Here is a 19,200-nt window from a genome sequence, read left to right as displayed (position 1 = left end):
GCCGCGTGACGGTGTCCGGCTACCCCTCCCACTCGACGACCCGATCGATCCCGGGGTCGGGGAACAGCGACGCCACGTCGGGGTCGTCGTCGACCAGCGCGTAGCGCGTGCCGTCGCGCTCGGCGACGCCGTGGTCCGCGAGGTGGTCGAGGTGGGCGTACGCCTCGCCCGGGCCGTGGAGGACGTGGATGCCGTGGAGGTCGCCGAACAGCGCGGCGCTCACCGCCCACGGCGTCGACGGTCCCTCGCGCCGGAGCACGTCGACGACGTTCCGCGTGCGCTCGACGTGGTGACGCAGGATGGTGGCGGCGCGCCCCGCCGGGTCGTCGATGCGGTCGCGGTGGCCCGGCCACGCGACGTCGGGGTCGAGGTCGATGAGGGCCAGCAGGCTCGCGACGTAGCTCCCGAGCGGGTCGTCGACGCGCACGTCCGCGCCGCCGACGTTCGGGGTGTACTTCGGGAGGATGGCGTCGCCGACGAACGCCTCGTCGGCGCCGGCGTCGTGGAACGCCGTGAGACCGGCGGCGTGGCCCGGGAGGTGGACGGCCTCGAGGGTGCGCCCGTTCACCTCGAAGCGGTCGCCGTCGACGAACGGCGTCGCCTCGCACGGCTCGCCGCCGAGGTCCATGTGGTCCCCGAGGAACTCGGACAGTTCTTCGCGTCGGTCGTCGGGCATCCCCCACTCGCGGAACTTCTCGGCCTGCAGGTCGCGCTCCTCGAGGAGGCTCGCCTCGTCGCCCGCCACGAGAGGAGCGTCGGCCTCGTGGACGTGGATCGTCGCCCCCGAGGCCGACTGGATGGCGCCGGCCAGCCCCGCGTGGTCGGAGTGCCAGTGGGTGAGCAGCACCCGGTCGACGTCCGCGACGTCGTGGCCCAGCGCCGCCAACTCCTCGGTCAACTGCTCGTGGACCTCCGGGAGGGCGACGCCGGCGTCGATCAGGACCAACTCCGGCCCGTCGTCGAGGACGTACACGTTGTTGAGCCCCTCGAAGACGGTGTTGTCGAGACGGATCCGGTGCATGTTCGGCGATGGGTCGGGGGGCGGCAAAAGCTTCCGACTCGGGGCGACGGCGGCCGACGCGACCGGGCGGCTCGCCGACTACCGGACCATGTACGGGTCCGACCCGGCGATGAACCGCCCGAGGTCGGACTCGCGGCGGTAGTCGGTCGACCGGAGCGTCGCCAGCGCGTCGACGAGGCGGGCGGCGTGGCCGGGTCGCCCCGCCTCGCCGTCGGTCCACTCGGCGGGGTCGGCGATCGGGAGCACCAGCCAGCCCGACCCCCGGATCTCGCGGCCGTGGAGCGTCTCCATGTCGACCTCGGTCTTGTGGGCCTGTGCGGTGTACTGTTCCAGGACGTGGCGCGTCGCCCGGTCGCCGACCGGGAGGAGCACGTGAGCGGCGATGGCGCGCAGTTCGGCGTCGAAGAACCGCTCCATGTCGTCGTAGGAGGCCGCCGACGGCGAGCCGTCGCCGTCGAGGCGGTGCCCCTCGGGGACGCACATGTGGAGGTACGAGAGGTACGTGGACGCGACCTCGGGGCGGTCGCCCGCAGAGGCCAGCAGCCCCGCCTCGACCAGCGCGTCGAGCAGGCGGTCGCCCGCCTCGTGACCGACGAACGGGACGCCGGCGGCGACCCCGCCGTGGACCCCGGGGTGGTCGCCGATCACGTGGAAGTCGGCGTTGGCGTCGCCGTACCCCGGGACGAACCGGTCGCAGTCGGGCTCCATCCCGAAGGGGTTCGAGACGCGGTCGGTGACGTTCTTCACGCGACGGAGTAGGCCAGCGGCGGGAGAAACGCGTTTCGGTCGCTCGACGGTCGACGACCCGGCGGCGCCCTCACAGCTCGACGCCCGAGGGGATCAGGCTCTCGTGGCGCAGGAGGTTGCCGTCCACGTCGTACACGAGGAACGTCTCCTTCTCGTAGGCGACGAGTTCCTCGCCGTCGACGTCGATCTCGACGCGGTAGCGGCCGTCGCCGTCGTCGGCGCGGCCGTACTCGCGGGCCGCCCGGATGAACCGCAACACGTCCTCGGCGTCCTCGTTGAGTTCGAGGACGAAGTCGCCGGTGAGGCGGTTCGTCACCCCGACGACGCCCGTCGTCTCCGGGTCGCGCTCGTGGTCGCCCTGGAGCCGGAAGGCGACGTCCGTCTCCTCGGCCGCGAGCAGGTCGCCGTCGGTGCCCGAGAGGCGCTCGCGGAGGAGGTCGGCCGGCCCGTGGAAGTCGATGTACACGTGCGGCTTCTCGGGGTCGCCGTCCGTGTCTACCCAGTCGACGTCGTCGACAGCCAACTCGAAGTGATCGCGCCTCATTCCGTACTACGGAGTAGGGAACGGGCGTGTAAGTACGTAACGCCCCGCCCGGATCGCGGGGTCGCTCGCGGGAGCCCCCGCCGCGTTCCCGCGGCTTTATGCCACGGGGGGGCCGTCGCCACACCATGGTCTGGGTGAGGTCGGAGTACGCCGGGGAACTCGCCGTGTTGTCGACGTGGGCGGCCGCGTTGCTCCCGTGGAACGTGTTCTACGGCGCCGTCGCCGGCGGGACGGTGCTGTTCGTGCGGTTCCCGTTCCTCCAGGTGCGCTACGCGTTCGGGCTCCCGTTCCTCCGGGCGACGAGCGTCTCGACGCCCGTGTCGGCGTACCTCCTGCAGAGCGGTACGTCCGTCCGGCCGGCGTACGGCCTGTGGCTCGCCGGGGCGGCCGTCTACCTCGCGGCGTTCGCGATCGCGGTGTACTACTACCGCGAGGAGGCGCGCGTAGAGGCGTGGCCCGTCGACCCGGTACGCCTGCTCGGCGCCCTGCTCGTCGTCGCCGCCCTCCTGTTCGTCGGCGCGTCGGTGCTGTTCCCCGAGCGCTTCTTCGGGGTCGCCGTCGGCGTCGGCGGGGGGCTCCCGGGGGTGTCGCTCCCCGTGGGCGCGCTCGTGCAGTTGCTCCTCGGCGCGGTCCTGCTGCGCGCCGAGCGCGTGGCGTGACCGGTCCGCCGCGTGGTCGCCCACTCGCGGGACCTCCAGCTCGTGTCCCGGTTCCGGCCGCCGGTTATCAGGCGCCGCAGTCGCGGGGAAGAAGGTAAGTACCGGACTTCCCTACGGCCCGTAGATATCGATGTCGGGGGACACCGCGGGAGCGGGCGGCGACGAGGACCGACTGTCGGCGCTCCGGCGACGGCTCTCGCGCACGCTCGAGGTCCTCCGCGGCAGCGACCTCGCCGTCCGCCCGTTCCGGCCGGGCGAGGACGGCCCGCTGGCGTCGTTCGACCCGCCGGAGCACCACGACGAGGTCGACCGCTACTGGGTGAACGCGCCGTACGCGTACGTCGTCGTCACCTACGACACCGTCGACGACAACCACCTGTACCACGTCGTCGAGCCGGAGTTGGACGAGTTCGAGGCGTCGCTGTTGCGCCGGGTGGTCGACGACATCCGCGACCCGCTGTTGTTCCGCGGCGAGGTGGAGCGCGCGGACGAGGACACGCTCAGACGGGAGCTCCGCCAGCTCCTCGAACAGTACGGCGTCGACGCCGGGATGCGGACGTTCCACACGCTGTTGTACTACCTCCGGCGCGACTTTCGCGGGTTCGGCAAGGTCGACGCGCTGCTCTCGGACCGCCACATCGAGGACATCTCCTGTGACGGCTACGACCTGCCGCTGTTCGTCTACCACGACGAGTACACCGACGTCGAGACGAACGTCGTCTTCCAGGCGGAGGAGCTCGACAACTACGTGATCCGGCTGGCCCAGCAGTCCGGCCGCCACATCTCCGTCGGCGACCCCATCGTCGAGACGACGCTGCCGGACGGGTCGCGCGCCGAGTTGGCGCTCGGCGAGGAGGTGACGCCCCGGGGCTCGGCGTTCACGATCCGACAGTACGCCGAGGAGCCGCTCACGCCGATCGACCTGATCGAGTACGGCACCTTCTCGATCGAACAGATGGCGTACTTCTGGATCTGCATCGAGCACAACAAGAGCCTCATCTTCGCCGGCGGCACCGCCTCCGGGAAGACCACCTCGATGAACGCGGTGTCGATGTTCGTGCCGCCGCGCTCGAAGGTGCTCACCATCGAGGACACCCGCGAGCTGTCGCTGTACCACGACAACTGGCTGTCGTCGGTCACCCGCGAGCGGATGGGCGAGGGGGAGGACATCGACATGTACGACCTGCTGCGCTCGGCGCTGCGCCACCGCCCGGAGTACATCGTCGTCGGCGAGGTGCGCGGCGAGGAGGCGCTCACGCTGTTCCAGGCGATGAACACCGGCCACACCACCTTCTCCACGATGCACGCCGACTCCATCGAGACGGTGATCAACCGCCTCGAGAACGAGCCGATCAACGTCCCGCGGGCGATGGTGCGCTCGCTCGACATGCTGTCGATCCAGACGCTCACCCGCTTCGAGGGCGAACGCGTCCGCCGCGCCAAGACCGTCGGCGAGATCGGCGGGGTCGACCAGCGCACCGGCGAACTCGACTACTCGTCGGTGTTCTCGTGGCAGGCCGACACGGACACCTTCCGACGCAACGACTCCTCGCTGCTCGAGGAGATCCAGGAGGAGCGCGGGTGGAGCCGCGCCGAGCTGCTCTCGGAGATGCGCCGCCGTCGGTCGTTCCTCGAACAGCTGCGCGAGCAGGGGGTCACCGACTACCGCCGGTTCACGGCGCTGGTGAACCAGTACTACGCCGACCCCGAGCGAACGATGACGCGGCTGCGGGACGCCGGCGACGAGGACCGGCGCGTCGCGACCGACCCCACCGCGGACGGTGGCTGAGCGATGGTGCTGTCGTACGTCCCGCTCGTGTTCGCGCTCGCGCTCGTGGCCCCCGTCGCGGCGGCCCCGGTGAGCACGCGGGCGTCGCTGGCGACGACCCGGGTCGCGGTCCACCTGTTCGGGACCTACGTCGCGGACCGCAGCCCGCGGCGGGGCGGCCAACGCGACCGCCTGCGGGCGGCCCACGTCGACACCACCCACCGCGCGTACGCCGCGACGACCCTGTTGTACGCCGGCGTCGCCGGGGTCGCGGGGAGCGTGATCGGGGTGTACGTCGCGGCGGCGGTGTTGGCGCTGTTGCGGATCGGCGGCGACGCCGTCCGTGCGGCGGTGCCGCCGACGCTCGGCTTCCTCGCGGACCTCACCCGGGTCGGCGACCTCGGCGTCGTGGAGCTGTTCCCGCTGTTGTTGGTGTCGGCGACGACCGTCGGGCCGGGGTCGGCGCTGGCCGTGTACGCCCTGCGGTGGCAGGTGCTCGACCAGCGCGCCACCGCCCGGGCGGGCCGGATCGAGGCGACGCTGCCGCGGACCGTGGCGTTCGTGTACGCGCTGTCGCGGTCGGGGATGTCGTTCCCCATCGTGTTGAACACGCTCGCGCGCAACGAGGAGGTGTACGGCGAGGCGGCCCGGGAACTGGGTGTGGCCGTCCGCGACATGAACACGTTCGGCACCGACGTGCTGACCGCCCTCGAGCGGACGTCCGCGCGGACGCCCTCCGAGACGATGGGCGAGTTCGCGGAGAACCTCGCGTCGGTCCTCGCCAGCGGGCGCAGCCTCTCGGGGTTCCTCCACGACCAGTACGAGCGCTATCAGGAGGAGGCGGAGTCCCAACAGGAGCAGTACCTCGAACTCGTGTCGACGTTCGCGGAGGCGTACGTCACGGTGCTGGTCGCGGGGCCGCTGTTCTTCATCACCATCCTCGTCGTCATCGGCATCGTCCTCAGCGACACGCTGCCGCTCCTGCGCGTCGTCGTCTACCTCGGCGTCCCGCTGGCGACGTTCGGTTTCGTCGTCTACATCGACTCGATCACCCGCTCGGCGGGCGACCCGACGCGGGCCGACGAGGCGACGACGGACCCCCGCGTCCTCGGGGTGCCGGGCGGGGGCGGCGCGGCGGTGCGCTCGGACGGCGGCACGTTCGGCGACCGCTGGGGCGCCGACCGGGAACGGCTCGCCGCCTACGACCGGGTCGGCGACCTGCTCGACTCGCTGCGGCGGCCCGGCGAGGTGTTGCTCGAACGCCCCGCGCTCACGGCGCTGGTCACGGTGCCGCTGGGGCTGGTGTGGGTCGCGGTCCGAACCGAACCGGCGGCGCTGACCCCCATCGCCGTCGCCCGGGCGGCGGACTCGGCGGTGATCGAGGCGACGCTGGTCGTGCTGGTCGCCTACGGCGCCGCCTACGAGATCGACAAACGGCGGACCCGCGCCGTCGAGCGGGCGGTGCCGGACTTCCTCGACCGGATGGCGAGCATCAACGACGCCGGCCTCACGGTCGTCGAGAGCGTCCGCCGGCTGACCCGCTCGGACCTCGACCGCCTGTCGCCGGAGATCGACCGCACGTGGCGGGACATCCAGTGGGGGGCGGACGTGTCGACCGCGCTGGGCCGGATGCGCGACCGCGTCCGGTCGCCGATGGTCGCGCGCGCGGTAGCGCTGGTGACGAACGCCATCGACGCCAGCGGCGAGGTCGCGCCGGTCCTGGAGATCGCGGCCGACGAGGCGCGCGCGACCCGTCGGCTGCGCCGCGAGCGGCGACAGGTCATGGTGACGTACTTGCTCGTCATCTACATCTCGTTTTTCGTGTTTCTGGGGATCATCGCCGCGCTGACCGTCGCGTTCATCCCCGCCGTCGAGGGCGCACAGCTCGCCGGTCCGGGCGGCGCCCCCGGCGTCCCCAACGGCGTCTCCGCGGGCGCGCTCGACGGCCTCGGGAGCGTGAACGTCGACACGTACGTCGTGCTGTTCTACCACGCCGCCGCGATCCAAGGGGTCGCCTCGGGACTCGTCGCCGGACAGCTCGGCGAAGGGAAGGTGAGCGACGGCGTGAAACACGCCGCCGTCATGCTCCTGCTCGCGTACGCCACCTTCCTGGTGATCGGATGAGCCCCGGCGAACACGCCGGCGGCGGGGGGGAGCGCTCGCGGTCCGACGGCGGCGCCGACCGCGTCGGCGGCGACGGGGTGGGCGCGACGGCGGCTACGTACGACCGCATCGCGGCGCACTTCTCGCAGACGCGCGAGTACGCGTGGCCCGAGGTGACGTCGTTCCTCGACGGGCGCGAGGGCGCGGTCGGCCTCGACGTCGGCTGCGGCAACGGTCGCCACTGCGAGCCCCTGCGCGAACGCGTCGACGAGGCGGTCGGCGTCGACGTGAGCGCCGGCTTACTCCGGGAGGCGCGGACGCGGGCGAGCGAGCGCGGGTACGACGGGACCGTCTCGTTCGTCCGCGGCGACGCCGGGGCACTCCCGGTCGGCGACGGGCGGGCGGACGTGGCGGTGTACGTCGCGGCGCTCCACCACCTGCGACCGCGGGAGCGGCGCGTCGCGTCGCTGTCGGAGGTGGCGCGCGTCCTCGCGCCCGGCGGTCGCGCGCTGGTGAGCGCGTGGAGCACCGCCCACGACCGCTTCGAGGCGGCCGCGGACGCCGAGGCGGGCTTCGACGCCGAGGTCGACTGGACGCTCCCCGGCGGGGAGACGGTCCCGCGCTTCTACCACATCTACGCCCCCGCGGAGTTCGACGCCGATTTGGCCGCCAGCGACCTCCGGGTCGTGGAGTCGACCGTCTCCAGCGGCAACTGTTACGCCGTCGTCGCGCCCGAGTGAGTCTGCGGCGTCGGCGGGCCGCGACGCCGCCGACGGTGTGTGAGTGCGTGCCGGGTGGATGCTCGGGTCGCACAGCCGGACGCGTTTTTATCTGCGGGAGGCACTAACGTCGGTGTAGATGCACACCGACGACGAGTTCGACTTCGACGTGACGGTGGTCGGGGGCGGTCCCGCGGGCCTGACGAGCGCGCTGTACACGACCCGATTGGGACTGGACACGCTCGTCGTGAACCGCGGCGGCGGCCGCGCGGCGATGATGCGCGACACGCACAACGTCATCGGCGTGGGCGAGGAGACCTCGGGCAACGAGTTCCTCCAGATGGCACGGGAGCAGGTCGAGAGCTACGGCGCCGACTACGTCCGCGGCTTCGTCGAGGACGCCGCGCCCCTCGGCGACGACCCCGCGGACGGCTTCCGCGTCGACACCGGCGACGACGAGTACACCACCCGGCGGCTCGTCCTCGCGACGGGGTTCTCCGACGAGCGCCCCGAGCCGCCGCTCCCGCGGACGGGGATGGGGCTCCACTACTGCCTCCACTGCGACGCGTACATGTTCGTCGACGAGTCGGTGTACGTGATGGGGACGGGCGACTCCGCCGCCTACGTCGCGATGATCATGCTCAACTTCACCGACGAGGTGGACATCCTCACCCGCGGCGAGGAGCCGACGTGGAGCGACGACACCGCGGAGATGGTCGAGAACCACCCGGTCGACGTGATCCACGAGGACATCACCGGGATGAGCAAGGACGACGACGGCTGGCTGGAGAGCTTCGAGTTCGAGGACGGCACCGTCCGCGAGTACAAGGGCGGGTTCCCGATGTACGGCTCGAACTACCAGGCGGATCTGGCGGACGCGCTCGGCCTCGACCGGGAGGACTCCGGCGAGGTCGCCGTCGACGACCACGGCCGCACCTCCGTCGAGGGCGTGTACGCCGTCGGCGACCTGACGCCCGGCCACAACCAGATCCCCGTCGCGATGGGCGAGGGCGCCAAGTGCGGCATCGCGATCCACATGGACCTGCGCGCGTTCCCCCGTTCGACCGACGACATCGCCGAGCTGGGTCCCGTCTCGGCGTCGGACGTGCCCGCCATCTCGCCGGACCTGATGGCGACCGCGGTCGCCCACGAGGGCCACGCCGCCGGTCCCCGCGCGGCCGCCGAGGACGTCGAGGGCGAGGCGCCCGCGGACGACTGAGGCGAGCCGCGAGCGGAGCGAGCGTCCCGGCTCGACGACTCGCCGCCCGAAACGGTAAACCCCTTATTCCTCCACGCGGAAGCGGAACATGTCGATACCGCGCGCTGGTGGTCTAGTTGGTATGACAATGGCCTTCCAAGCCATCGACCCGGGTTCAAATCCCGGCCGGCGCACTTCTCTCGACGCAGTACGTGACGATCGATAGGACCGTTCGGTGGTGTGAGTAACGGGTGTCAACATCCCGAACCAACGGCGTCCGTCAGCGCTCAGTGTAGGCACGTACGGGGTGGTGAGCGAACTCCGGTGCACCGCGTATCCCACCAGCGTCGATCACAACTCACATATCGTATCCTTGACATTCCCGACCGTGGCAGACTACCATACGCCGATCGAGGTCTGGGGGTATCGCGACGCGTGGGCGGACCGCTTCGATGCCGAACGGGACCGACTCGTCGACGCGTTCGACGACGGCGTCGTCGCCGTGGAGCACATCGGGAGCACGAGCGTTCCAGGCCTCGCGGCCAAGCCCATCGTGGACATCTGTCCGGTAGTCCCCGACATGGAGACGGCCGAGCGCCAGCGGTCGGCGCTCGAGTCGCTGGGCTACGAATTCAACGCTCGTCGGGAAGACTGGCTCGCGTTCGAGCGCTACGACCCCGACCTTCCACAGCAGTACAACCTCCACTTCCACCCGACGGGGTCCGAGCGGCTGAGACGAGTCCTGACGTTTCGCGACTACCTGCGGGACCACGACCACGCGCGGCGGGCGTACGAGTCGGCCAAGCGGCACGCGGCGGCCGCACATCCGAACGATCCGTCGGCGTACAACGACGCGAAAGACGACATCGCCGAGTGTCTGATCGTCGCGGCACGAGAGGCGGGATACGAGCCCTCGTTCGGCTCTGCGTGACGGGCCGGTATCAGTCGTCGGCCACGTCCGGTTCTACCTCCGCGAGTTCGGCTTCCCGCGCCGACGCGCGGCGGAACACGACCCAGAAGACGCCCGAGGCGACGACGATGAAGCCGGCCGCCGTGTAGAACGCGACGCTCGTCGAGACGTACTCCTTGATGGCGCCGATGCCGACCGGTCCCGCCACCTGCCCGACCTTCCACGAGATGGAGCGCAGGCTCATCGCGGAGGCGACCGAGTCGTAGCGCTCCCCCTCCTCGACGAACAGCGACATCGACGCCGGCAGGCGGATCGAGTCGGCGACGCCGAGCACCATGTACGCGACGAACAGGCTGAAGAACGCGCCGCCGAGCGCCTGCGGCCCGCCGAACGCCCGGAACGTGACCGGCGCGACGGTCCCCTCGAAGTAGTAGCTCAGCGGGATGAGTGCGGTGCCGAGCCCGTACAGCATCGCCCCGACGACGACGAAGTACTCCTTGTTGCCGACGCGGTCGGAGAGGTCGCCGACGTACCCCTGCGTGAGCGACTTGGTGAGCTTCCCGCCCGCGAGGATCCACCCGATGGCGAAGGCGTTCAGCCCGAACTCCGTGCCCGCGAGGATGGGCAGGAAGATGATCACCGCCATCTTGCCGACGGAGAAGGCGAGGCGGAAGACGACGAGCGCGCGGATCATCGGGAGTTCGAGCAGCGCCTTCAGCGTCGCCACGCCGCCGCCGGCGTCGCGCTCGGCGCCGCCGCCGGGGTCGTCCCGGAGGTGGAGGAAGACGAGGACGAACGCGCCGATGGTGACCGCCGTGAGCACGAGGTACGTGAAGGTGAACCCCTCGGCGAACAGGAGGTAGCCGCCGACGAGGTCGCCCGCGAGGCTGGAGAACGCGGCCACCTGGTTGTACGAGCCGAGCCAGCGGCCGTTCTCGCCGTCCGGCGCGAGCGTGCCGACGACCGTCGACCCCGTGATCCAGAGGATGGAGGCGCCGACGCCCTGCAGCACGCGGACGAGGACGACGTGGGTCGCGCTCTCGACCTGCATGAACGCGAGGAACACGACGACGTTGACCGCGAGGCCCGCGAGCAGCCAGCGTTTGGCGTTGCCCGTGTCGACCCGCCGACCGAGCGGGAGGACGATGAGCAACTGGACGACGGCGAAGGCGGTCCCGAACAGCCCCTCGACCGTGCCGGTCGTGCCGAACAGGTCGGCGTACAGCGCCAGCGCGATCAGCAGCGTCGAGTACGCCTGACTGCGCGCGAACGCCGTGCCCGCGAGCGCCGCGAACTCCCTGTCGCGCAGGAGTCCGACGGAGTTGCCGAGTTGCACTACTGTTACGAATCGAAACGGGGGACCGTCGCTTAAAATCCGTCATCCCGGTCGGCTTCGGGGTGTACTGACACGCCCCGGCGGGTGGCCGGGCGCGAGGCGGGCGGGGGGCGGTGCCGACTCAGAGCTCGATCCGCTCGACGAGCTGGTCGTCGCCCTTGGTGTTGATCGCGACGATCCGGACGAGGTCCTCGATGAGCGAGTCGCGCAGTTTCGCCTTCAGGAGGTTGTCGACCTGGTAGACGCCGGCAGCGTTGACCATCTCGATCTCGACGAGCACCGGCGTCGCGTCGCCGTCGCCGCCGCCGTCGCCGCCCGGCTTCAACTCGACGTTGGTGATCGCCCGCGAGGAGAGGGTGTTGATCCCCCGTCCGCCCTTCTCGTACGGGATCCGCGAACGGCCCCGCTCCATGTCGAGCGCGTCGGCGACCCGGATGACGCCGGCTTCGCGCGTGAGGGGCGTCTCCTCGGTGTGGTGACAGAGGATCGCGTGGAGGACCTCCGCCTTCACGCGGACGCGCTCCTCGATGCCGTAGTAGTCGAACTGCCGGAGGAAGCGGTCGAGCACGTCCGCTGCCAGCGGGATCGAGTAGTACGCGTGCTCGTCGCGGTGGACGACGTGGCCGATGTCGTGGAGCGTCGCGGCGAGCGCGACGACGACCGGCTCGTCGGCCTCCGACAGCCCCTGCTCGCGCGCGCCGTTGAACTCGACGCCGCCGCGCTTGAGGAGGTCGTACAGCCGGAGCGCGCGGTTGCGGACGATCTCGATGTGCTTGGCGCCGTGGTCGTTGTACCCCTTGCGCGTGACGGCGTTCACGTTCTGTGCGCGGAGGTACGTCCGGATCTCCGTGTCCGCCTCGATCGCGTCGAGCACCTCGTTCACCCGCTCGTCGGGGAACGCGTGGTCCGCGTCGGGGTCGTACCGCCTGACCGTGGTGTCCTCCGCCGTCGACGGCTCGTGGGTGTCGGCCTGTTCGCTCACGACACCGACGACGACGGCCGGTCGCAAAAACGCTCGGCTCCCCGGTCGCCACGCGCGACACGCCGCCCCCCGGCCGTCGTCGCCGGCGCAGCACGGAGCCAATCCGCCGGAGAACGGCCGTATCGGGGGCCCGTTCGATCGGAACCGTGGCGAAACGACTACCATCGGAGCGCTGCTCTCGCGGGAATCGGTGTGTTGAGGCGCTGTATCCCCGATCCCGCTCAGTCCAAAAAGCCTATAATTGCCACCGGGTAAGCCGGGAGTAGAGATGTTCACCACCCTACCCCTGTTCGGTGCCATCCCGGGCGGTCCCGAGATGCTCATCATCCTGCTCGTGCTCGTGCTGCTGTTCGGCGCGAACAAGATCCCCAAGCTCGCCCGTTCGACGGGCCAGGCGATGGGCGAGTTCAAGAAGGGTCGCGAGGAGGTCGAGGACGAACTGCAGGCGATGCAGGACGGCGAGGAGGAGGACGACGAGTTCGCCGCCGACACGACCGACGCCGCAGACACGACCGACACCACCGAGGAGACGGTCGAGGCCGACGCCGAGAAGAACTGAACGACGCCCGCCGCCCACACCGCCGTCCCGGACCCCTTTTGTGCGCGCCGACCCCCCGACCGGTAGGGGCGTGTGGCCAAGCGGACACGGCGAGCGGTTCCTAACCGCTAGATCGCGGGTTCGAATCCCGTCACGCCCGTCCCCGTTCCGCGGCGTTGATTCCGACACTCCCGAAGCCGGTCAAAACTCCGACACGACGGTCGCGGATCCGGTGGTACGGACACCTTAAGCGCCCGTCAGGTGGACTTTCTCACAGGTGATATGGAGGGCAAGCATTTAACGTGGGTGCCCGATTGAGAGTAGTCAATGGCTACCGACGACGCTGACGTGCCGTCCACCGCCGGGTACGAGGAGGCGCCCGGGCGGGAGGCGGACGCGGAGGCGGGGGATGCGGTCGTCGTCGGGGAGTACACGTGGCCCGACTTCCTGCGCGAGCACGGACACGAGGAGGCGGCCGACGAACTCGCCGAACTCCTCCGGACGGAGGTCGTCGAGGAGGACGAAGACGGCGAAGAGGTCGTCCGTGTCGAGGTGCGCGCCGCGACCGCCGAGGACTTGGAGTCGCTCGGCGTCACGGACGTCGCCGCCGACGCGCTCGACATGGCGCCGGTGGCGGTGCCGGCGACGTTCGGCTGGGCCGGCGCGCTCGGCGAGGACATCGCCGACCGCCACCCGCTCCTCGCGTACGACGAGACCCCCGTCTGGAAGGACATCTACACCTGGGACGACTACCGCGAGGAGTACTTCCTCGACGAGGAGGGGAACCCGCCGGTCGACGAGGAGGGCGAGCCGCTCGAGTTCACCGACGAGGACAAAAGCGAGGCGCTCGGCTTCGACTGCAATCGCGTCGAGGAGACGCTCGGCCACCTCGCGAAGCGGGCGCCCGAACTCGACGAGGTGGTCGACGAGCGCACCGTCGACGTCGCCGACGACGTCGACGAGGACGCGTTCTTCAGCGACGCGACCGGCGTGACGACCGTCGCGAACCGCTACGACCTCGAGAAGGCGGTGCCGATGCCGAAGAAGCGCCACTTCCGCGAGGTGGAGCGCTACTGGGTGAACGAGCCGTACTCGTTCGTCATCGTGTTCCACTCGACGAAGGAGAACGAGAAGAAGTACTACGTCGTCGAACCGTACCAGAACCGGATCGAGACGGACCTGGTGGAGTTCCTCGAGGGGAAGCTCCGCTCGGCGATCAAGTACGCCGACGAGGGGGAGGTCGCCGCGGACGACGACCACCGCCGGCGGACGATCCGCGAGGAGACGTACGACCTCCTCGACCGCTACGACCTGTACGAGCGCGAGGAGGGGCCCGGCCTCGGCGACCGGCTCGCGGACCTGTTCGGCGTCGAGGTCGACGACGAGGGCGCCGCCGGCCGTCTGATCCGCGCGCTCGGCGTGACGCCGCGCGACACCGACGGCGAGATCGAGGGGATCGCGGCGCGCCCCGAGCCGGCGGTGATCGCGGAGGACCCCGACACACTCACCGAGTACACGGTGATGAAGGCGCTGTACTACCTCGAACGCGACTTCGTCGGCTACGAGCGCATCGACGGCGTGAAACACGACATCAACGTGGAGGACATCTCCGTCGACGGCTACAACTCGCCGGTGTTCGTCTACCACTCCGACTACGAGCAGATCATCTCCAACGTCTACCACGGCGAGCAGGAGCTGGACGACTTCGTCGTGAAGCTCGCCCAGCGCTCCGGGAAGGGCATCTCCAAGCGCCGGCCGCAGGTGGACGCCACCCTCCCGGACGGCTCGCGTGCCCAGCTCACCCTCGGCAAGGAGGTGTCCGACCACGGGACGAACTACACGATCCGCCAGTTCAAGGACGTCCCGTTCACGCCGATCGACCTCATCAACTGGAAGACGTTCTCGCTCGACGAGATGGCGTTCCTGTGGCTGTGCATCGAGAACCACAAGTCGCTGATCTTCGCGGGCGGCACGGCGTCCGGGAAGACGACCAGCCTGAACGCGGTGTCGCTGTTCATCCCGTCGAACTCGAAGATCGTCTCCATCGAGGACACCCGCGAGGTCGAGTTGCCGCAGCGCAACTGGATCGCCTCCGTGACGCGCCCGTCGTTCGCCGAGGACGACGGCGGCGACGTCGACGAGTTCGACCTGCTGGAGGCCGCGCTCCGGCAGCGCCCCGACTACATCGTGATGGGCGAGATCCGCGGCGAGGAGGGTCGCACCCTCTTCCAGGTCATGTCTACGGGCCACACCACGTACACGACGTTCCACGCGGACAACGTCGGGGAGGTGCTCAAGCGGTTCACGACCGAGCCGATCAACGTCTCGAAGACGATGTTCACGGCGCTCGACCTCGTCTCCATCCAGACCCAGACGCGGGTGCAGGGGAGCAAGGTCCGCCGCAACAAGTCGCTCACCGAGATCAACCACTACGACGCCGAGAACGACGAGATCAACGTTCAGGACGTGTACCAGTGGCAGGCGGAGACGGACGAGTTCCTCCACATGGGCGACTCGAACACGCTCCAGGAGATCATGTTCGACCGCGGGTGGGGGGTCGAGACGCTCAACGAGGAGCTGTTGAAGCGCCGCGCGGTCATCGCGTACCTCATCGACCGCGGGCTCAACACGTACACGCAGGTGGCGGCGACGCTGCAGGCGTTCATCAACGACCCCGAGACGATCCTCGCGCTGATGGCCAACGAACGGCTGGAGGCCAGCCTCGACGACCTCCGCGAGATGGAGTCGGTCCTCATCGACGTCGACCCTGACAAAGAGGAGATGGTCCCGCGGCCGGACCCCTCCGACGCGCAGGCCGCGGAGGCGACGCGGATCCTCGCGGAGGCGGAGTCGATCCTCGAACAGTACCGCGGCGACCGCCCCGACAGCGTGGCCGCGGCGCTGGGCGCGCTCGAACCCGCGGCCGACGTCGCCGCCGAACCGGGCGCCGGCGAGGAACTCGCCGCGGACGCCGACGACGAGGCCGACACCGATGCCCCCGACGACCGGGCCGGGGACGACGACCCCGAAGCCGAACCGTTCGACGGCGTCGGCCCGGAGCCGCTCGACATCGACGACCTCGACGACGTCGGCGGGTTGGGCGACCCCGACCGGGCGGACGGGGACACGGCCGGCGGACTGACCGCCGGGGAGTACGAACCCGACGGCGACACCGACCCCGACTCGACGGCGGCGTTCGACGCGGTCGACCAGTTCGACGAGGACGCGGCCCCGACCGGGGGCGACCCCCCCGACGGACCGGACGACGAGCCGCCCGTCGACTTGGGCGGCCTCGGGGACGACGACGACCCCGAGCCGGACGAGGAGGAGGGGGACAGGCCGGCCGCGGACGCCGCCGAGGGCGACGGCGAGGCCGAGGGCATCGACGACTGGGGGTTCGGCGAGGTGGAGTCCCCGGAGGACACGGAGGAGGAGTAGATGAGCCTCGACACCGACGCGGGCGGGTTCGGGAGCACACAGGGGTTCGCCGACGCCTTCTACCCCCTGTTCCAGCGCGTCTTCGACGAGGACGGCGACTTCGTGGGCGGCGTCGACGAGAAGCTGACCGCCGCGCGGATGAACCAGCCCGTCGAGCTCTACGTCTCGCGGGCGATGGGCGTGGGCGTCCTCGTCGGCGTGGTGCTGTGGGTCGTCGGGATGCTCCTCGGGTGGGGCGTGTTCGCGCTCGGGCTGGTGACCGCCGAGTCGGTGGGGCTGGGCATCCCGGTCGACTCCGCCGAGACCGCCGCGCTGTTGGAGTCGCTGACCGTCCCCGCGGCGGTCGTCTCCGGCGGCGTGGTGTTCGGCAGCATCGGCTTCGGGCTGGGCTTCGGGACGCTGCTGGCGATCCCGTACCAGCGTGCCGACGCCCGGAAACGGGAGATCAACATGCTCCTCGCGGACGCCGTCTCGTTCATGTACGCCCTCTCGGTGGGCGGCCTCAACCAACTGGAGATCCTCGAGGCGATGGCGAAGGCCGACGACACGTACGGCGAGGTCGCCAAGGAGTTCCAGAGCATCGTCCAGGAGACGAGCTACTTCGGGACGGACTACCGGAACGCCGTCCGCCAGCAGGCGATCGAGACGCCCAGCGAGGACCTCGCGCAGTTCCTCACGGACATGCTGTCGATCATCAACTCCGGCGGGGACATGGAGCGGTTCCTCTACGACAAGAAGGAGAAGCACCTCCGGACCGCCAAACAGCAGCAGGAGCTGACGCTGGAGACGCTGGAGCTGTTCGGCGAGATGTACATGACGCTGTCGCTGTTCCCGCTGCTGCTCATCATCATCCTCGTCATCATGTCGATGCTCGGGCAGGGGCAGGACTTCCTGTTGACGGCGACGGTGTACCTGCTCACGCCGCTCATCGGCGTGGGGTTCCTCGTGCTCGTCTCGACGGTGAAGCGCGACGAGCCGGGCGACGGCTACCTCGACCCCGGCGGCGTCGACGACCACTTCGCCGAGGCGCAGCGCGGCGGGCTGCGCCACCTCGGTCTCGTCGAGGTGTTCACGGGCGACCTCTCGGTGTTCGACCGCATCCGTTCGCGCGAGGGGAACTTCCGCACCCGGGAGCTACTGAAGGCGCCCCACGTGTTCTTCCGGGACAACCCCATGTTCACGCTGGTGTTGACGGTGCCGGCGTCGCTGGTGTTGCTCGGGTTCGCGGTCGCCGCGGGCGACGCGCCGCTGTCGTTCCAGGGGTTCGTCGACAACCCCGTGTGGTCGACGTTCGTGTGGGTGTACATGCCGGCGTACGTGACGCTCGTGCCGCTGGTGTTCTTCTACGAGTGGCACCAGATCCGCCGCTCGGGGATCACGAACAAGCTCTCGGACAACCTCCGCAAGCTCTCCTCGGCCAACGACACCGGGCAGACCCTGCTGGAGTCGATCCGGACGACCGCGGACACCTCCAGCGGGAAACTCGCCGAGGAGTTCGACGTGATGTACGCGAAGGTGAACTACGGGATGAGCCTGCGCGAGGCGCTCGTCGAGTTCAACAACAAGTACCACATCCCGCGGCTCGCGCGGACGGTGAAGCTCATCTCGGAGGCCCAGCAGGCGTCCAGCCAGATCACCGACGTCCTGACCACCGCGGCGCAGGCGTCGGAGAACCAGGACGACATCGACCGCGAGCGCAAGTCCCGCTCGCGGATGCAGGTCGCGATCATCCTGATGACGTACCTCACCCTGCTGGCGGTGATGGCGATCCTGAAGCTCCGGTTCCTCGACGTGCTCGCCGGCCTCACGGCACAGGCCGGGAGCACCGGCGGGGGCGGCGGGGGCGGGCTCGGCTCCGGCGGCTTCGCCGGCGGCGTCAACGTCGACCGCCTCTCGGTGCTGTTCTTCCACGCCGTCACGATCCAGGCGGTGCTGTCGGGGGTCATCGCGGGCTACATCCGCAGCGCCGACCTCGTGAGCGGGATGAAGTTCGTCGTGATCCTGTTGTCGGTCGCGCTCGGCGTCTGGGTGGTGGTCGCCTGATGCCCTCGGGGGGACCGGTCGAACGACGGGGGCGCGTCCCGACCGCGCGAGCGGGCGGGCACGCGGGCCGTGATCGCGGACAGACGACCATCGACTACGCCGTCGGCATCAGCGTGTTCCTGCTGGTGGTGGCGTTCGTGTTCGCGTTCGCCCCGTCGCTGACGGCGCCGTTCACCGACGACGCGACCGAGGCGACCGTCGTCGCGGACCGCTCGGCCGACCGGCTGGCGAACGGCCTGCTCGTCGCGGCTCCGACGCGGCCGTCGGTGTTGAACGCCACGTGTACCGCGGACTTCTTCGACACCGTCGGGCCCGACGCCGACTGCCGTTTCGACGACGACGCGAGCGACCTGTCGGCCGCGCTGGGCGTCGACACGACCGTCCGGTCGCTGAACGTCACGGTCGTCGAAACCCCGGGCGACGCCGTCGCGACCGTCGACGGGACGACGCTCGCGGCCGGGGAGGCGCCGCCCCGCGGCGCCGACGTGTCGGTGTCGCGGCGGGCGGTACTGCTCGACGGCCGCGACGCGACGCTGATCGTGAGGGTGTGGTGATGCGCGCACAAGCACACACGCTGGAGGGGTTCGCGGCGGCGATCATCCTGTTGAGCGGCGTCCTGTTCGCGCTGCAGGCGACGGCGGTGACGCCGCTCACGGCGAGTACCTCCAACCAGCACATCGAGAACCAGCAGGCGGCGGTGGCGGAGGGGACCCTCGCGGCCGCGGAGGCCAACGGGACGCTCGCGCCGGCGCTGCTGTACTGGAACACGTCGGGACAGCGGTTCGTCGACAGCGGCGAGGGGGGCGTGTACGAGAACGCCCGGTCGCCGTTCACCGACACCGGGTTGGGAGCGACGTTGAACCGGACGTTCGGGGACGAACGCGTCGCGTTCAACGTCGAGGTGCGCTACCGGACGACCGCCGGCGGGCAGGGTCGCACCCGGATCGTGTACATGGGCTCGCCCAGCGACAACGCCGTCGCCGCGAGCCGGACGGTGGTCCTGTTCGACGACGACCCCGTCGGCGACGGCGCGGGCACGCTCGCCGACGTGGCGGCCGCGCCCGACCGGGAGTTCTACGTCGGGGACGCCGACCCCGACGGCCCGCTGTACGGCGTCATGGAGGTGCGAATCGTCGTATGGCGGATCTGAGGCGACGCCGGGACGACGCCGGGCCGGGCGGGAGCGACGGCGAC

The 19,200-nt window shown here is 70.3% G+C and carries 16 protein-coding genes and 2 tRNA genes; 13 read left to right on the top strand and 5 right to left on the bottom strand.

The features are described from left to right. Positions 1–19: 19 nt before the first annotated feature. The 3 genes from P0R35_RS05675 to P0R35_RS05665 form a co-directional block, all read right to left on the bottom strand. A complete protein-coding gene (locus tag P0R35_RS05675) occupies positions 20–1,021 on the bottom strand; it encodes an MBL fold metallo-hydrolase (RefSeq protein ID WP_284014238.1) in 1,002 nt (333 codons plus the stop codon). A 78-nt stretch (positions 1,022–1,099) separates the two neighbouring features. Continuing rightward, a complete protein-coding gene (locus tag P0R35_RS05670; RefSeq protein WP_284014237.1) occupies positions 1,100–1,768 on the bottom strand; it encodes a uracil-DNA glycosylase family protein in 669 nt (222 codons plus the stop codon). Between the two features lie 70 nt (positions 1,769–1,838). Beyond that, entirely contained in the window at positions 1,839–2,312 is a 474-nt protein-coding gene (locus tag P0R35_RS05665; RefSeq protein WP_284014236.1) for a DUF5793 family protein, read from the bottom strand. 125 nt (positions 2,313–2,437) lie between these two features. Between P0R35_RS05665 and P0R35_RS05660 the strand changes: the two genes are divergently transcribed. The 7 genes from P0R35_RS05660 to P0R35_RS05630 all read left to right on the top strand — a co-directional run bounded on the left by P0R35_RS05660 (position 2,438) and on the right by P0R35_RS05630 (position 9,690). After that, positions 2,438–2,971, top strand: a complete 534-nt coding sequence (locus P0R35_RS05660; RefSeq protein ID WP_284014235.1) for a DUF7549 family protein — start codon at positions 2,438–2,440, stop codon at positions 2,969–2,971. Between the two features lie 130 nt (positions 2,972–3,101). Then, positions 3,102–4,760, top strand: coding sequence for a type II/IV secretion system ATPase subunit (locus P0R35_RS05655; RefSeq protein WP_284014234.1), 1,659 nt, complete (start codon positions 3,102–3,104; stop codon positions 4,758–4,760). A 3-nt stretch (positions 4,761–4,763) separates the two neighbouring features. Further along, positions 4,764–6,863, top strand: coding sequence for a type II secretion system F family protein (locus P0R35_RS05650; RefSeq protein ID WP_284014233.1), 2,100 nt, complete (start codon positions 4,764–4,766; stop codon positions 6,861–6,863). Then, on the top strand, positions 6,860–7,582 hold the full coding sequence (locus P0R35_RS05645; RefSeq protein WP_284014232.1) for a class I SAM-dependent methyltransferase: 723 nt from the start codon (positions 6,860–6,862) through the stop codon (positions 7,580–7,582). The genes P0R35_RS05650 and P0R35_RS05645 overlap by 4 nt, the downstream gene beginning before the upstream one ends. Before the next feature lie 118 nt (positions 7,583–7,700). Beyond that, positions 7,701–8,780 carry an NAD(P)/FAD-dependent oxidoreductase gene (locus tag P0R35_RS05640; protein WP_284014231.1) on the top strand — a complete coding sequence of 360 codons (1,080 nt, stop codon included), beginning with the start codon at positions 7,701–7,703 and terminating at the stop codon, positions 8,778–8,780. Positions 8,781–8,881: 101 nt separating this feature from the next. Further along, positions 8,882–8,953 (top strand) — tRNA-Gly (locus P0R35_RS05635). 116 nt (positions 8,954–9,069) lie between these two features. Beyond that, complete coding sequence (locus tag P0R35_RS05630) at positions 9,070–9,690, top strand: GrpB family protein (RefSeq protein WP_284014230.1); 621 nt, start codon at positions 9,070–9,072, stop codon at positions 9,688–9,690. Positions 9,691–9,700: 10 nt separating this feature from the next. Here P0R35_RS05630 and P0R35_RS05625 read toward each other — a convergent pair whose 3' ends face one another. Further along, the gene (locus tag P0R35_RS05625) at positions 9,701–11,005 is read right to left on the bottom strand and encodes an MFS transporter (RefSeq protein ID WP_284014229.1); all 1,305 of its coding nucleotides are present in this window, start codon (positions 11,003–11,005) and stop codon (positions 9,701–9,703) included. Between the two features lie 121 nt (positions 11,006–11,126). Then, positions 11,127–11,987 carry an HD domain-containing protein gene (locus P0R35_RS05620; protein WP_284014228.1) on the bottom strand — a complete coding sequence of 287 codons (861 nt, stop codon included), beginning with the start codon at positions 11,985–11,987 and terminating at the stop codon, positions 11,127–11,129. A gap of 268 nt (positions 11,988–12,255) precedes the next feature. Between P0R35_RS05620 and P0R35_RS05615 the strand changes: the two genes are divergently transcribed. The 6 genes from P0R35_RS05615 (at position 12,256) to P0R35_RS05590 (ending at position 19,156) form a co-directional block, all read left to right on the top strand. Beyond that, positions 12,256–12,546, top strand: a complete 291-nt coding sequence (locus P0R35_RS05615) for a Sec-independent protein translocase subunit TatA/TatB (protein ID WP_284014227.1) — start codon at positions 12,256–12,258, stop codon at positions 12,544–12,546. 66 nt (positions 12,547–12,612) lie between these two features. Then, positions 12,613–12,685 (top strand) — tRNA-Arg (locus tag P0R35_RS05610). Between the two features lie 167 nt (positions 12,686–12,852). Further along, entirely contained in the window at positions 12,853–15,963 is a 3,111-nt protein-coding gene (locus tag P0R35_RS05605) for a type II/IV secretion system ATPase subunit (RefSeq protein ID WP_284014226.1), read from the top strand. Then, positions 15,964–18,006 (top strand): type II secretion system F family protein, encoded by a 2,043-nt coding sequence (locus tag P0R35_RS05600; protein WP_284014225.1) that lies wholly within the window; start codon positions 15,964–15,966, stop codon positions 18,004–18,006. Continuing rightward, positions 18,006–18,560 carry a DUF7287 family protein gene (locus tag P0R35_RS05595; RefSeq protein WP_284014224.1) on the top strand — a complete coding sequence of 185 codons (555 nt, stop codon included), beginning with the start codon at positions 18,006–18,008 and terminating at the stop codon, positions 18,558–18,560. The genes P0R35_RS05600 and P0R35_RS05595 overlap by 1 nt, the downstream gene beginning before the upstream one ends. Next, on the top strand, positions 18,560–19,156 hold the full coding sequence (locus P0R35_RS05590; protein WP_284014223.1) for a DUF7288 family protein: 597 nt from the start codon (positions 18,560–18,562) through the stop codon (positions 19,154–19,156). The genes P0R35_RS05595 and P0R35_RS05590 overlap by 1 nt, the downstream gene beginning before the upstream one ends. Positions 19,157–19,200 lie beyond the last annotated feature (44 nt).

The organism is Halobaculum litoreum, from assembly GCF_030127125.1.
In the GTDB taxonomy this organism is placed as follows: Archaea; Halobacteriota; Halobacteria; order Halobacteriales; family Haloferacaceae; genus Halobaculum; species Halobaculum litoreum.
Note: the sequence above shows the minus strand (reverse complement) of the source record. Positions and strands in the feature narration are given on the sequence as shown.